Origin of the sequence: Silvibacterium sp. (assembly GCF_047605705.1) — a bacterium.
Lineage (GTDB): Bacteria > Acidobacteriota > Terriglobia > Terriglobales > Acidobacteriaceae > Silvibacterium.
The window spans coordinates 55,703-69,817 of sequence record NZ_JASGFD010000019.1 but is presented as its reverse complement, the minus strand read 5'-3'; the positions used below and the strand labels follow the sequence as shown (position 1 = coordinate 69,817).

Annotated in this window: 12 protein-coding genes; 5 read left to right on the top strand and 7 right to left on the bottom strand. The window is 62.8% G+C overall.

The features are described from left to right. Positions 1-23: 23 nt before the first annotated feature. Positions 24-842 (bottom strand): SDR family NAD(P)-dependent oxidoreductase, encoded by an 819-nt coding sequence (locus QM649_RS09130; protein ID WP_415198723.1) that lies wholly within the window; start codon positions 840-842, stop codon positions 24-26. A gap of 50 nt (positions 843-892) precedes the next feature. Here QM649_RS09130 and QM649_RS09125 point away from each other — a divergent pair, with 50 nt between their 5' ends. After that, positions 893-1,876, top strand: a complete 984-nt coding sequence (locus QM649_RS09125; protein ID WP_415198722.1) for an AraC family transcriptional regulator — start codon at positions 893-895, stop codon at positions 1,874-1,876. A 71-nt stretch (positions 1,877-1,947) separates the two neighbouring features. On the opposite strand, the gene QM649_RS09120 is transcribed toward QM649_RS09125, so the two are convergent. The 3 genes from QM649_RS09120 to QM649_RS09110 all read right to left on the bottom strand — a co-directional run bounded on the left by QM649_RS09120 (position 1,948) and on the right by QM649_RS09110 (position 5,019). Further along, positions 1,948-2,748 carry a MerR family transcriptional regulator gene (locus QM649_RS09120; RefSeq protein WP_415198721.1) on the bottom strand — a complete coding sequence of 267 codons (801 nt, stop codon included), beginning with the start codon at positions 2,746-2,748 and terminating at the stop codon, positions 1,948-1,950. 379 nt (positions 2,749-3,127) lie between these two features. Beyond that, the gene (locus QM649_RS09115) at positions 3,128-3,520 is read right to left on the bottom strand and encodes a tautomerase family protein (RefSeq protein WP_415198720.1); all 393 of its coding nucleotides are present in this window, start codon (positions 3,518-3,520) and stop codon (positions 3,128-3,130) included. A 1,016-nt stretch (positions 3,521-4,536) separates the two neighbouring features. Beyond that, on the bottom strand, positions 4,537-5,019 hold the full coding sequence (locus QM649_RS09110; RefSeq protein WP_415198719.1) for a DinB family protein: 483 nt from the start codon (positions 5,017-5,019) through the stop codon (positions 4,537-4,539). 126 nt (positions 5,020-5,145) lie between these two features. Between QM649_RS09110 and QM649_RS09105 the strand changes: the two genes are divergently transcribed. Next, a complete protein-coding gene (locus QM649_RS09105; protein ID WP_415198718.1) occupies positions 5,146-6,102 on the top strand; it encodes a helix-turn-helix transcriptional regulator in 957 nt (318 codons plus the stop codon). A gap of 382 nt (positions 6,103-6,484) precedes the next feature. Here the strand turns inward: QM649_RS09105 and ruvX are convergent, their stop codons facing one another. Both ruvX and QM649_RS09095 read right to left on the bottom strand, forming a co-directional pair. Further along, entirely contained in the window at positions 6,485-6,946 is a 462-nt protein-coding gene (gene ruvX / locus QM649_RS09100; RefSeq protein WP_415198717.1) for a Holliday junction resolvase RuvX, read from the bottom strand. Between the two features lie 159 nt (positions 6,947-7,105). Next, positions 7,106-9,124, bottom strand: coding sequence for a PAS domain S-box protein (locus QM649_RS09095; RefSeq protein ID WP_415198716.1), 2,019 nt, complete (start codon positions 9,122-9,124; stop codon positions 7,106-7,108). Between the two features lie 195 nt (positions 9,125-9,319). On the opposite strand from QM649_RS09095, the gene purU reads away from it, so the two are divergent. Then, on the top strand, positions 9,320-10,180 hold the full coding sequence (gene purU, locus QM649_RS09090) for a formyltetrahydrofolate deformylase (RefSeq protein ID WP_415198715.1): 861 nt from the start codon (positions 9,320-9,322) through the stop codon (positions 10,178-10,180). A 216-nt stretch (positions 10,181-10,396) separates the two neighbouring features. Next, complete coding sequence (locus QM649_RS09085; protein ID WP_415198714.1) at positions 10,397-11,965, top strand: family 1 glycosylhydrolase; 1,569 nt, start codon at positions 10,397-10,399, stop codon at positions 11,963-11,965. 573 nt (positions 11,966-12,538) lie between these two features. On the opposite strand, the gene QM649_RS09080 is transcribed toward QM649_RS09085, so the two are convergent. Then, positions 12,539-12,853 (bottom strand): RcnB family protein, encoded by a 315-nt coding sequence (locus QM649_RS09080; protein WP_415198713.1) that lies wholly within the window; start codon positions 12,851-12,853, stop codon positions 12,539-12,541. A 235-nt stretch (positions 12,854-13,088) separates the two neighbouring features. Between QM649_RS09080 and QM649_RS09075 the strand changes: the two genes are divergently transcribed. Further along, entirely contained in the window at positions 13,089-14,114 is a 1,026-nt protein-coding gene (locus tag QM649_RS09075) for an LLM class flavin-dependent oxidoreductase (RefSeq protein WP_415198712.1), read from the top strand. The last annotated feature ends 1 nt before the right edge of the window (position 14,115 follow it).

Below are 14,115 nucleotides of genomic sequence, written 5' to 3'. Positions count from 1 at the left end.
CACGCCTTTCATGTTTGAAGGCTTCATGCTCCTGTGACGGCACGCGACGCGTCCATCACTGCGCTCTGCACGGCCGGGTCCACGGTGATGGCAAACCTGTGTTCGAAGTCGCCGGGCTTGTTCCAGTTGTAGGCGGATGAACCCTCACCCCGGAGCACTGCTTCCACGACATTGTGCGCGGCGGTCTCGACGCTGTTCGCCCGAAAGGGGGCAGTGAGCGCGACGTAGGCTTTCAGGAACCAGGGAGCCTCGCGAAAGATGCCCGTGCGGACAAAGCCCGGGGTGACGCAGCCCGCGAAGATCTTCGGATAGTTCTTCATCAGGTAATCGGCGTAATACATGCACGCGCCGTTGACCTGATAGACCGCTGTGAGAAACCGGAAGCCTTCGAAGTACGGGAAGAGCCTGGGGTCGAGTTTGGGGACCTCTTTGAGCGTGGCGATGAGCATGACCACGCGCGGCCGGTCGGAACGAAGAAGCTGTGGCAGCAGGAGCTGTGTGAGGTGATAGCGGCTCAGGTAGCTCAGCTCGAAAAAGAGATTGAGGCCGTCGACTGTCCTGACGTCTTTCGTCGCGAATACGGCTGCGGAATGGATCAGCCCATCGATGCGATCGGTTCGTTCTGCGAGCTTGCCGGCCGCGGCCCGGACGCCATCGTGGGTGGAGAGATCCACCGGGAAAAACTCCGCACGGCTGCGCGCCGCGCCGAAGGAGGCCAGAGCGTCCTCACCCTTTTTGCTGTCGCGTCCCAGCAGGATCACGCGGTGCCCTTCGCCGAGGATCTGGCGCGCGGCCTGAAGGCCGACCCCGCTGTTTCCGCCTGCAATCACAATTGTTTTCATGCCTCATCCCCCGCGTAGAGTCGTGCTCAAGACCGACTTTATCGCCCGGGATGTGTACGCTCAATGCTGGTGCGTCCGGATATTCGTCGCAATCGTACAATCGTTCCGTGGATCCGCTTTCCGATGTGCTGACACTCCTGAAACCTCGCGCCTATGTGACGGGCGCGCTCTCCGCGGGCGGTTCCTGGTCGCTGCAGCTGCCTGCGTACCGGGGGCTGAAGTGCTACCTGGTGGTGACGGGGGAGTGCTGGCTCCGCGTGGAGGGAGTGGAGCAGCCTATCCGCCTGCGCGAGGGCAACTGCCTGATCCTGCCGCATGGGCGGTCGTTTGTGATCGCAAGTGATCTCACGCTGCCGCCGCTGGACGCGCGCGAAGTTCTGGCCACGGTGAAGAAGGAGAACGGGGTCCTCGCGATCAGTCCGGGGAAAGAGTTTCTTGTACTCGGCTGTCACTTCGACCTGGAGGGAGACGCGCGTTTTCTGCTGGATGTGCTGCCCCTCATCGTCATGCTGGACCAGGAGACGCATCGGGAATCGATGCGGTGGACGGTGGAGCGCATTCAGCGCGAGATCGGCGATCCACAGCCGGGAGGCAGCCTGATTGCGCAGCAGGCCGCGTACACGCTGCTGGTGGAAGCTCTGCGCCTGCATCTGGCCAGCGGCATGGGAGAGCATGCAGGCTGGCTCTCCGCGCTTGCGGACCGGCGCATGCGGAGCGCGCTTTCCTGCATGCATGAAGCGCCTGCTCATCCGTGGACGCTGCAGGCGCTTGCGCACTCCGCTGGCATGTCGCGAACGGCTTTTGCCGAGACTTTCAGGCGCACCGTGGGAGAAGCGCCGATGGCGTATCTCACTCGGTGGCGCATGACCCTGGCGGCGAATCGCCTGCGGGGAAAACGGGAGCCAATCTCTTCGATTGCGCCATCGCTGGGTTATCAATCGGAGAGCGCCTTTAGCGCGGCGTTCAAGCGGCAGTGGGGCTGCTCGCCCAGGCAGTACCTGAGCGAAGCGAGTGCGGAACCGGATGTGGCGTGAAGGGCATCCCACCTCTCAGACGCGAGAGGTGGGGCACCCGGATTTTTGCTGCGTGATAAGGTCTACCTCTCTCAGCCGTGGCGCAGGCAGGCCTGGACTGCCTGACGGAAGAAGATCCAGTACTCGGGTTTGGGCATAGTTGCCCTGATTTTGGCTGCCTTCTCATCATCCGGCCAGTGACTCTGATCGTTGTACATGCGGCGAAAGCCTTCGCCGATCTCCGGGTCTCCCTGGGTGAAGTCGTCTCCGAGGCGCATCCAGCGTGCGACCAGTGCACGGCCTTCAGCGCTGTCCGGCGATACCTCGCGATCGAGCGCGCTCTGGATATCGGCATACAGAGCCTGCCATCGCGTGCCGGCCTCGGCCATCTGTTCTGGCGTCATGGCGGCACGCCGTTCCCGAAGCACCTCGATGGCCTTCGGACTGTAATACTTCTCCGTCCAATCTATGGTTTCCTGCATGTGTATCTCCTTCAGGATGGTCTGGTAGAGAAGCCACTCGGGTTCCGCGGTGTCGTTCTGTGCGCACTGTTGCGCGTGTTCGATGGCGCGCAGGACGCGATCCAGGCCTTCTCGCCGCTCGTGCAGCGCCGTTCGCTGCCGCGCGAGTGTGACTGTCAGCGGCTCTGTTCCGCGGTTGACGGACGTGTTCAGCAGCGCGCCGATCTCGCGCAGCGGCAGTCCCAGATATCGCAGCACAAGAATCCGCTCGAGACGGCCGAGATCCTCATGGCAATAGAGCCGGTAGCCTCGCGTGGAACGATGTGCCGGTGTCAGCAGTCCGAGACGGTCGTAGTGGTGCAGTGTCCGAACTGTGACGCCGGCCAGCTTTGCGAATTCCTGAATACGGAAGTGGATGCGGAAGGTGCTCATAGGTCTCCACAGAGACATCTTTGAGCATGACGTAAGGGGAGGGTCAAGCGCCTATTCGAACAGATTCGTTCCGGTGGGTGGCGGCTTAAGCCCGCAATGGGCTCGCTGGGGTGCCGGTTGATTTCTTCCGGTTAGAACGACTGCCGGAAAAGAGATGACAGGCGCTGGGTATCCACATGTAGCGCTGCGTGGAAACTTTGTCATTTCGACCGAAGCGGGACAGTTTTATCGTCCTGCGGAGTGGAGAACCCTGTAGTTCTGCATGCATGCAAAACCGCAGGTTCCTCCACTCCGCTTCGCTACGGTCGGAATGACAAGTGGACGGGTAAACCGTTTGCTTCCGTCATGTCTGTATGTGGATACGAGATGTGGATACGTCTTAGGCTCGCGGAGGCGCCAGGAACTGCGCTTCGCCGTTGCCCAGCGACCAGTCGACCCGCTCGTTTTCCTGGATGATCACGACGACATCCTGGGGGTGCTTACCGGCGTTCTTCGTCAGGTTCTCCTGGATCGCCCGGTAGATGTTGAGCTTCTTCTCTTCGCTGCGCCCGCGGATGAACGAAATTTCGATGAAGACGGCATTTTCATAGTCGATCCCGTTGTGGCTCGGGGTGATGATGAAGTCTGCGGCGGCGTGTGCGCTGATCACATGAAACCTGTCGGTCTCCGCCGTGCCCGCGGTTGCGACGAGCGCCTGATGGATGCCGTCAGAGATCTTCTGCCGCGTCTCGGGGGATGTGTCTTCCCGAAGTGAAATTCTTACGAAAGGCATTTGCAACTCCTGGAGGTCTTTCTCCGTGTGAATGCAGTGGGGGTGATAGCAATGCCGCATCGCCTCGCCTGAGGATTCGGCATGCGCGGTGCTGGAGATGCGCGTGCTTGCTGCCGTTGCCGCACTGTGGGCGACGCAGCGATCGATCCGTACTGCGCCGTCTCCAACTATCCAATCTACGGATGCGGCGATCGCGAAACTATTCCATAAACATGGAATACCGCTTTGGAATCTGCGCATGCGTGAGGTTTGTACTCTCCCACCCAAGCGAAGCCTGGATGGGGCACCCCCGTCCTCGCTGGTTCAGGAGAACTGCGGGTTCCTCCACTTCGCTTCGCTTCGGTCGGAATGACATGCAAAGAAGGCGGGTGGCCCATTCAAGCCCGGTGTTGGCTTGAGTGGGGAGAGGGCTTTCGATGCGGAGACGCATTGGTTTTGTACTCTCCCACTCAAGCGGAGCCTGGATGGGGCACCCTCGTTCTCGCTGGTTTGGGAGAACTGCGGGTTCCTCCACTTCGCTTCGCTTCGGTCGGAATGACATGCAAAGAAGGCGGGTGGCCCATTCAAGCCCGGTGTTGGCTTGAGTGGGGAGAGGGCTTTCGATGCGGAGACGCATTGGTTTTGTACTCTCCCACCCAAGCGAAGCTTGGATGGGGCACCCCCGTCCTCGCTGGTTTGGGAGAACTGCGGGTTCCTCCACTTCGCTTCGGTCGGAATGACATGCTGCTTCGCGCAGGACCACTACGCGTGGAGCGGTTCGCCTTTGGCACGCGCTCCCTTTGGTCGCGGGTCTGAAGTTCTCGGGAGGGGATGGTGGACGAGATTCCCACGTCTCAGACGCGAGACGTGGGGCACCCGGGTTCGTACTCTCCCTCCCAGGCGAAGCCTGGATGGGGCACCCTTGTCCTCGCTGGTTCAGGAGAACTGCGGGTTCCTCCACTTCGCTTCGATTCGGTCGGAATGACATGCAAGAAGATACGGCTCGCTTCGGTTGGAATGACAGCGCTGTTGAGCCGCTAGTCGCGCTCCCAGAAGTGCGGCGGTTCGATGCCGAGGGAGCGGAGGTAGACGTAGCCCTGTCCGCGGTGGTGAACCTCGTTTTCGATGGCGTACTGCACCAGCTGTGTGCCGGTCATCTGCCACTGGCCGAAGGCCGTCATCGTCTCGCTGAAGCGGGCGGGCTGGATGGCGGGGAACTCCTCGTTGAGTTGACGGGTCTGCGCGTCCCACTCGGCGAGCACTTCGGCCTTGGTGGTGGGTTTGGTGAACTCGAACTTCGCCCAGGTGTCGGTGGTCATGCCGTGGACGATGGGCAGCGGCATGCCGAGAAATTCGCAGGCCATTTCGCCGAAGGTGCGCATGCCTCCGAGCGAGAACTGGAAGAGCTTGTCCTCAGGGAAGGCGTCGATGGTTCTGCGGGTGAGGCGGCGATGCCCCTGCCAGTGTTCGAGAAGGGCTTCGGGGGTGAGTACGGGGTTTTCGATGGCGATGCCGGTCATGGTGTCCTCCGTGATTGCGTTGAGTTGGGATTTCGTCCTGATTGCGGGCCGAATTTCGCGCCGGATTCAGGCTAGGGGGCATTCCCGACAGGAGCTGTCGTAAATTGGGGTGAAAATTGGGTTCATATGTCAGACCCGATCGTGCGTATCTTTGCCGTCCTCGAAGTCCTGCAGTCCTGTGACAGTGTCACGGGAGAAGAGCTGGCTGAACGCCTGGAAGTGGACCTGCGCACGGTGCAGCGGTATATCGGGCGGTTGAGGGATCTGGGCATCCCGGTGAGCGCGTCGCCCGGCATCGGCGGCGCCTACCGGCTGCGGCCGGGCTACCGGATGCCACCACTGGTGTTCACGAATGAAGAGGCGTTCTCGCTCTCGCTGGGGCTGCGGGCGCTGCACAGCGTGGGGCTTTCTGCCTTTGCGCCGGCGAGCGAGGGCGCACTCGGCAAGCTGCGCCGGGTGCTGCCGGAGGCGCTGCGGGATAGCCTCGATCTCACCGAAGATGTGATTGCGATGGAGCAGCGTCCGTGGGTGGTGCCCACGCGCATGGAGTCGCTGCTGGAAGCGGCGTCGGCGGTGCGTGCCAGCCGCCGCGTGCGCTTTTCCTACAAGGCGCATGACGGCCGGGCCTCGCGGCGCGAGATCGAGCCCTACGCGGTGGTGCATGCCGATGACCGCTGGTACCTGATCGGGCGCTGCCTGTCGCGGCAGGCGCTTCGCACATTCCGGCTGGATCGCGTGGCGCATCTTGAGGCAGGTGCGGCGGGCTTCGAGCGGCCGGAGGGCTTCGACGCGCGCAAGCATCTGGCGGAGAGCATGCCCTTCGTGCAGTCGAACTTTCAGATCGATGTGTGGGTGGATATGCCGCTCGAGATAGCCGAGCAGAGCTTCATGTTCTGGAGGATCGCGATGGAGGCGGAGTCGGGCGGCACGCGGCTGCGCTGCGGGCGCGACCGGCTGGAGATGTTCGCCGCGATGCTGCTCAGCATGGGCCGCCGCCTGGTGATCCACGGGCCGGAGGAGCTGCGCGAGACCTTCCAGCGGCTCGCAGTGCGCGCGCTCGAGGCGGCAAGCAGCGGCGTGTAAATCTGCTTCGCGCAGGGCGGTTTGCCTTTGGCACGCGCTCCCTTCGGTCGCGGGTCTGAAGTTTTCGGGAGGGGATGGTGGACGAGACTCCCACGTCTCAGACGCGAGACGTGGGGCACCCGGGTTAGTACTCTCCCACCCAAGCGAAGCTTGGATGGGGCACCCGGGTTCGTCTCCGGTGCTGAGGAGAACTGCAGGTTCCTCCACTTCGCTCGCGATGCTCGCTTCGGTCGGAATGACAGCTGCTACGTGCATGGCCACTGCGCGTGAAGCAGTTCGCCTTTGGCACGCGCTCCCTTTGGTCGCGGGTCTGGAGTTCTTGGAAGGGATGGCGGACGAGACTCCCGCGTCTCAGACGCGAGACGTGGGGCACCCGCTGCTCTTATTCGTGAGAGGCAGCAGCTGCGCGGGCGCGAGCTGCCATCCATCCTTCGAGGATGAGGGTTGCGGCGACCTGGTCGATGATCTGCTTGCGGTCCTGGCGATCTTTGCTGCTGCGGCGGTCGTGCCCGGCTTCGTCGAGGATTTCGTGCGCGGCGACGGAGGTGAGGCGCTCGTCCCAGAGATGTACGGGCAGCTCCGAGCGCTCGCGCAGCGTTTCGGCGAGAGCCTGAACCTTCGCGGCCCACGGGCTCACGTCGCCTGAGAGGTGCAGCGGGTTGCCGACGACGATCTCGGTGACTTCGTGCTTGCGGATGAGGCGCAGCAGATTGCGCACGTCCTCGCCCGGGGTTTTGCGCCAGATGGTCATCAGCGGCTGGGCGGTGTAACCAAGCGGATCGGTGAGCGCCACGCCTATGCGCACCTTGCCTACATCGAGCGCCATCACGCGACCGTTCTGCATGGGGTTAGTGTACCGCCACAGCGCATCGGGCGGATCGCCTTCGGGGACTGGCCGTCCTGGCGTTTCGCTTCGCCTGGCGCTTCCGTTGGTCGCGTTAGTGGGGTGTCTGCTTGATCGTCTGTTTGATCGAGGGATACGTTCCTACGTCGTCCGACGCAGCTATTGCGCGGGGTTGGCGCTATCGAAGGGCAGGAAGATGGAGACGGCGGTTCCGTGGTGCGTTGTGCCGGCGCGGCTGTGGAGCAGGATTCTGCCTTGGTGGCGCTCCATGATCTCGGTACAGATCCAGAGGCCGAGGCCGGTGCCGTTGATACCCTTCGTGGAATAGAAGGCTTCGAAGACGCGCTGGCGGACGGCTCGGCTCATGCCTGTGCCGGTGTCGGCGATGGTGAGATAGAGGCCCCTGCGGCCGGTCTTCCAGTCGGTGCCTTCGCGGCTGCGCACCAGCAGGCGGCCGCCGTTGGGCATGGCGTCGATGGCGTTCGCGACGAGATTGCTGAGCACCTGGCGGATATCGCCTTCGAAGCAGAGAACGGGCGTGTCGACGCGCCGGAGCTTTTCTACGGCGATGCCGTTGTTGCGCAGGCGGGCGGCGTAGAGATCGAGCGTGGAGGTAAAGAGGCTGGAGCTGGTGACGGACTGCGGCGCGGAGGCCTGGCGGTGGAAGCGCAGGGTCTGCTGGGCGATGGCGGCCATGCGGCGCGTCTCGGCATCGGCCATGTCGAGCCAGGTGCGGATGTTGGGGTCGGTGGTGTTCAACCGCGAGAGATAAAGCAGGTTGGTGACGGCTTCGAGCGGGTTGTTGATCTCGTGCGCGATGGTGGAGGCCAGGCGGCCGACGGCGGCGAGCTTTTCGGTCTGGAGCAGCACGGCTTCCGAACGCTTCTGCTGCGTGAGATCGGTGAAGAAGACGGCGATGTCTTCCTGCGAGGAGTCGCCGGAGAGGCAGGGAATGTTCGCTGCGTGGAGGAGCACGGGAATGCGGCGTCCGTCCTTGGCGATGTAGACCTTTTCGTACGGCTCGGCGATGCCGTGCTCTCTGAGCTGCCGGATGGCATTGTTGTCGGCGTCCTTGAACTCGGGCGGGGTGATGTCGCTCCAGCGGATATCGCCGCGTTCGACCTCCTCCCGCGTGTAGCCGATGAGCTGCAGCATGGCGGGATTGATGTATGTGAGGTTGCCGCTGGCATCGCCGATGTTGATGCCGATGCCGGCGCGGCCGACGAGCTGGCGGAAGCGTTCTTCGCTGCGCCGGAGCGTATCGCGGCTGATCCGCTCTTCGTGGATGTCGGATACAGCGACCACGCCGCCGAGCACGGTGCCTGCTTCATCGAGGATGGGCGCGGCGGTCACGCCGATCCATCCGGTTGTGCCGTCGCCGCGGCGATAGAGGAACTCCTCGCGCGCGATACGCTTGCCCTCGATGATGGCGCGGGCCATGGGGTACTCGTGCGGTTCGAAGCGGCGGCCATCCGGATGCATGGCGTAGCGCTCGCCATATTCAGACACGGAGTTGCTGATCTGGACAGGGTGGCGCAGGACGCGGTCGAGCTCGGTGTTGCCGCGCAGGATGCGGCCACTCCTGTCGGCGACGAGCACGCCGACGGGCACGCTCTCAATGATGGCGTCGAGGCGTGCGCGCTCGAGGGTGAGATCGCGCAGCGCCAGCACCTTTTCGGTGGTCTCCTGCGAGATGTCGAGCACGGCGACTACTTGTCCGGAGCCGTCGAAGAGTGGGCTGTAGCTGTAGGTCCAGTACTGGCCGACGAGTTTGCCTTCGCGCATGAGCGGAAGAAAGACATCGTCGAAGTGGACGGAGGTGGCCGTCTCCATCACCGATTCGATCTGCGGTCCGATGATCTCCCAGGCTTCGGCCCAGACGTGGCGCGCGGGCTGGCCGAGCGAGGCAGGGTGCTTGGTGGAGAGATGCGGACGCATGGCCTCGTTGTAGAGGCAGTTGCCGTCCGGTCCCCAGAAATACTGCATGGGGATGTCGGCGGCGAGCAGGGTATTGACGGAAGCGATGAGGATATCCGGCCAGGAGTCGATGGGGCCGAGGCTGGTTGCGGACCAGTCGTGCGTGCGGTAGAGATCGGCGAAGGGGCCGTTGCCGCGGATGCGGGAGGTGCCGGTTTTCTTTTCCGTGGCAGGTGTTTCGAGGCTGGCCCGATCGTTCATGCGCGCTACCTTACTAGGATTTTCCCGGCTTTATGCGCAAGTGGAACGAACGAGGGGTACCGACCGGCATGAGGCCCCCTGAGTTTCTGCGGGGAGGGCTGTGAGCCATTCTATCGCCTGTCCCAGTGAGGACGCGAAGAAAAGGAAAAGAAAAGGCCGGCGGCCGGTCGGCGATACTGGAAGGCAAAGGATCCTATGACGAAAGCTGTGCTTCTGCTCGAGTGCCCCGACCGTAAAGGACTGGTTGCGGCGATCATGAACTTCCTCGTCGCCCAGTATGACGCGAACATTCTGCACGCCGGCCAGCACCAGGATGCCGAGCAGGGCCGCTTTTTCATGCGGGTGGAATTCGAGTGCGCGACACCGGAAGGGCAGCCGCTCGCGGCGCACTTCGCGAAGGCATTCGAGCCGGTGGCGAGCGAGTTCCGGATGCGCTGGAAGCTGGCGGACTCCAACGCGCGGCTGCGCGTGTGCCTCTTCGTCTCACAGCATCTGCACTGCCTGGCCGACCTGCTGCAACGGCATAAGGCAGGCGAGCTGGAGTGCGAGATTCCGCTGGTGATCGGCAATCATCCCGACGGCGAAGGGCTGACGAACTTCTACGGCATCCCGTTCCACACGCTGGCGATGAGCAAGGGCAATAAGGCTGCGGTCGAGGAAGAGCAGATGCGGCTGCTGCGCGAGCATAATGTCGACCTGGTGGTGCTGGCGCGCTACATGCAGATTCTCTCGGCGGAGTTTGTGGAGCAGTGGAAGGCGAAGATCATCAACGTGCACCACTCGTTCCTGCCGGCCTTCGTGGGATCGAAGCCGTACCACGCGGCGTTTGCGCGCGGCGTAAAGCTGATCGGCGCAACGAGCCACTACGTGACGGCGGACCTCGACGAAGGGCCGATCATCGATCAGGATGTAACGCGCGTGACGCAGGGCGATACGATTCCGGATCTGATCCGCAAGGGAAGAGACCTGGAGCGCGTGGTGCTCTCGCGCGCAGTGCGATGGCAGCTGGAGCACCGCATTCTGCACTATGACAACAAGACGGTGATCTTCGACTAGTGGAGGAACCTGCAGTTCTCCCCGATCCGGCGAGAACTGCAGGTTCCTCCACTCCGCTCGCTTTGCTCCCTCCGCTCGGAATGACAGCGGTGTGAGGGGATGAAAATTGCGGCGGTAGAATCCGTGCATTCTTTACTTGCGCAATATGGAATGTATACCGTTACATATTGCTGTCTGCCGGGCCCTGTTTGATTTTTCTCTGGTGAGGAGATCGTCATGGATCGTCGTCAGTTCGCCGTTCGCTCCCTGGCTGCGGCCGCGGGTGTTTCGCTTTTGCGTGGTGGAAACGCGGCTGCGCAATCGGATGCGCCGGCTTCGGAGCCTTTGCCCGGACTGCTTGCCGATCGTCCCGGCGCTGTGCCGGAATCGGTGATTCGCGCGGCTCGTTTTCCCGAGGGGTTTCTGTGGGGGACGGCTACCGCTTCGTATCAGAATGAAGGCGCGTGGAACGAGGACGGCAAAGGCGAATCGATCTGGGATCGCTTTGCGCACACGCCGGGCAAGGTGCGCGGCGGCGTGACGGGCGATGTGGCCTGCGACCAGTACCACCGCTATGCGCAGGACATTGCGCTGGCCAGGCAGATGAACATGAAGAGCCAGCGCTTCTCGATTGCGTGGCCGCGCATCCAGCCGACGGGCATGGGCGCGCCGAACAGGAAGGGCATCGACCACTACAGCCGCTTTGTGGATACGCTGCTCGAGGCAGGCATCCGTCCGTGGTGCACGATGTACCACTGGGATCTGCCGCAGGCGCTCGAAGACAAGGGCGGCTGGCCGAATCGTGAACTTGCTCAGTATTTCGCGGACTATGCGGGCATCCTCGCGAAGCATCTCGGGGACCGCATCACGGTGTGGGCTCCGTTCAACATGCCCTGGGCGATCGCGTTCATGGGCTATGCGGCGGGCGCGTTTCCGCCGTGCAGAACAAGCTTCACGGACTTCCTGAAGGCTGCGCACACGCTTGCGCTGGCGCAGGCCGAGGCGCATCGCGCGGTGAAGGCGGCCTCGCCGCGTGCGACCTTCGGCAGCGCGTACGAGATGGCTCCGGCCTATCCGAAGACGGACTCGGAGGACGACCGCGCCGCGGCGGCGCGCTACCACGCGATGAACAACGTCTTCTTCCTCGAAGCGGCGATGAAGGGGCGCTATCCCAAGGCGTTTGTGGGTGAGCCGCCGTATGAGCAGATGGGGTTCAGGGCAGGCGATGAGAAGCTGCTCTATGCGCCGCTGGACTGGGTGGGCTTCCACTACTACACGCGGCGTATCGTCTCCGATGCAAGCAAAGAGCACTTCGAGAGCGGCGGCAAATTCAGCGGCACGGAGATCGAGAACAACTCGCCGGGCGGACGCGATCCGTATACGCGCTTTCGTGCGGCGATGCCGACCGAGGGTCCGCTGACGGACGCGGGGCTCGAGGTGTGGCCGCGTGGCATTTACGACCTGGTGACGCAGATCTCACGCGAATACGACCATCCGATCATCGAGATCACGGAGAGCGGCTGCGGCTATCTCGACGAGACGGATGTGGAGACAGGCCGCGTGCCCGATGGGCGGCGTATCGCATGGTATCGCGAGACACTGGCCGAGTTGTCGCGGGCGATCCAGGATGGCGCAAAGGTGCGCGCCTACCACGCGTGGACGCTGATCGATAACTTCCAGTGGGCCGAGGGATACACCGAGCGCTACGGGTTGATTTACACGGATTTTCGCAGCCAGAAGCGCACGGTCAAGGATTCGGGGCGCTGGTATGCGAAGGTGGCGGCTTCGGGTTTGCTTACGGTGTAGGGCTGGAACGCCTGCATTCTCGCTGGGTGAGGGAGAACTACAGGTTCCTCCACTTCGCTCGCCGTTGGCTCGCTTCGGTCGGAATGACAGCTCGTTTGTTTTATTGGGCGTTGTGCTTTCCCACGTCTCAGAATCGAGACGTGGGGCACCCGGATTTTCGCCGCGGGGTGAGGGAACTGCAGGTTCCTCCACTACGTTCGCCTTTGGCTCGCTCCGGTCGGAATGACAGTTCGTTTGCTGGATTGGGTGAAGTGCTTTCCCACGTCTCAGAATCGAGACGTGGGGCACCCGGAATTTCGCCGGGGTGAGGGAACTGCAGGTTCCTCCACTACGCTCGCCTTTGGCTCGCTCCGGTCGGAATGACAGTTCGTTTGTTTTATTGGGAGTTGTGCTTTCCCACGTCTCAGAATCGAGACGTGGGGCACCCGGAATTTCGCCGGGGTGAGGGAACTGCAGGTTCCTCCGCTTCGCTCGCCTTTGGCTCGCTACGGTCGGAATGACAGTTCGTTTGTTTTATGGGGGGTGTGCTTTCCCACGTCTCAGAATCGAGACGTGGGGCACCGGGGCTGATGTTTAGTGGATGGTGGAGGCGACGATGACCGACGAGATGACGCCGGTGGCGACAGCGGCGAGGACGAAGTTGCCGTCAACCTCACGCCACTGGTAGCCCGAAGGCGGCGCGTTCAGGTGGTACTGGCGGTAATCGACCTGCTGGCCGCGGTTCCAGTCGGCGGGCTGGATCTTGCCGCCCTTCTTCCAGTCGGAATGCTTGACGAACTTCTGGCCGCCGGGGGCGCCGTGGTCCTGGCCATGGTCCTGGGCGAAGGCGGCGCCGCCTGCGAGGGTGCAGGCCAGGGTGGCGATCGAGGCAAATTTGCGAATCATCATGGAACTCTCCTGGGATCGAAAAAGAATCGAAGTTGGGATCGGACAGGCTGGGAGGCCTGGATTCTGGGGCGTTACAACCGGATACAGCCTGGTTGCGTGGGGTTTCGGTCGCCGGGTTCAGCGGTCCTCCCTGACAGACGCAGCATTTCGCGATGGAGTTGCGTGGAGGGGCACGGCTGAATCTTTCGGGATTTCCATACATCTGATAGATAAGCAACGAAAGTTGGTTTTCTTTATGAAGAAAAAGATCGGTTTCCTCTCGTTTGGCCATTGGACGGCCTCCTCACATTCCGGCACGCAGTCGGCGGCGGACACGCTGCTCCAGTCGATTGACCTGGCGGTGGAGGCGGAGCGGCTGGGCGTGGACGGCGCGTATTTCCGGGTGCATCACTTTGCGCGGCAACTGGCGTCGCCGTTTCCGCTGCTGGCGGCGGTGGGTGCGCGGACGAAGACGATCGAGATCGGCACCGGAGTGATCGACATGCGCTATGAGAATCCGCATTACATGGCGGAGGACGCGGGCGCGGCGGACCTGATCTCGGGGGGACGGCTGCAACTGGGTATCAGCCGCGGGTCGCCGGAGCAGGTGATCGAGGGCTGGCGATATTTCGGCTACGAGCCGCGCGAGGGCGAGACGGACGCGGAGATGGGGCGGCGTCATGCGCAGGTGTTCTATGACCTGCTGCGCGGCGAGGGGTTCGCAAAGCCGAATCCGCGGCCGATGTTCCCGAATCCGCCGGGGCTGCTGCCGCTTGAGCCGCATTCTGAAGGGCTGCGCGATCGTATCTGGTGGGGCGCAGGGTCGGACGCAACGGCGGTGTGGGCGGCGAAGCTGGGGATGAACCTGCAGAGCTCGACGCTGAAGGATGACGAGACGGGCGAGCCCTTCCACATCCAGCAGGCGAAGCAGATCCGCAAGTATCGCGCGGCGTACCAGGAGGCCGGACACACGAGGACGCCGCGAGTCTCGGTGAGCCGGAGCATCTTTGCGCTGGTGAATGACTATGACCGCGCGTACTTCGGGCGCAACGGCGAGAGCTCTGACTCGATCGGGCACATCGATCCGAAGACACGAGCGATCTTCGGGCGCAGCTACGCGGCGGAGCCGGACCGGCTGATCGAGCAGCTGAAGCAGGATGAGGCGATTGCCGAGGCGGATACCGTGCTACTGACGGTACCGAACCAGCTGGGCGTGGCATACAACGCGCACGTGCTGGAGTCGATCCTGAAGTATGTGGCTCCGGGGCTGGGCTGGAAATAAG

Bases quoted from the DNA above. Each gene is read 5' to 3' on its own strand.
- QM649_RS09130 (WP_415198723.1), bottom strand. From the start codon at position 842: ATGAAAACAATTGTGATTGCAGGCGGAAACAGCGGGGTCGGCCTTCAG.
- QM649_RS09125 (WP_415198722.1), top strand. From the start codon at position 893: ATGTGTACGCTCAATGCTGGTGCGTCCGGATATTCGTCGCAATCGTAC.
- QM649_RS09120 (WP_415198721.1), bottom strand. From the start codon at position 2,748: ATGAGCACCTTCCGCATCCACTTCCGTATTCAGGAATTCGCAAAGCTG.
- QM649_RS09115 (WP_415198720.1), bottom strand. From the start codon at position 3,520: ATGCCTTTCGTAAGAATTTCACTTCGGGAAGACACATCCCCCGAGACG.
- QM649_RS09110 (WP_415198719.1), bottom strand. From the start codon at position 5,019: ATGACCGGCATCGCCATCGAAAACCCCGTACTCACCCCCGAAGCCCTT.
- QM649_RS09105 (WP_415198718.1), top strand. From the start codon at position 5,146: ATGTCAGACCCGATCGTGCGTATCTTTGCCGTCCTCGAAGTCCTGCAG.
- ruvX (WP_415198717.1), bottom strand. From the start codon at position 6,946: ATGCAGAACGGTCGCGTGATGGCGCTCGATGTAGGCAAGGTGCGCATA.
- QM649_RS09095 (WP_415198716.1), bottom strand. From the start codon at position 9,124: ATGAACGATCGGGCCAGCCTCGAAACACCTGCCACGGAAAAGAAAACC.
- purU (WP_415198715.1), top strand. From the start codon at position 9,320: ATGACGAAAGCTGTGCTTCTGCTCGAGTGCCCCGACCGTAAAGGACTG.
- QM649_RS09085 (WP_415198714.1), top strand. From the start codon at position 10,397: ATGGATCGTCGTCAGTTCGCCGTTCGCTCCCTGGCTGCGGCCGCGGGT.
- QM649_RS09080 (WP_415198713.1), bottom strand. From the start codon at position 12,853: ATGATGATTCGCAAATTTGCCTCGATCGCCACCCTGGCCTGCACCCTC.
- QM649_RS09075 (WP_415198712.1), top strand. From the start codon at position 13,089: ATGAAGAAAAAGATCGGTTTCCTCTCGTTTGGCCATTGGACGGCCTCC.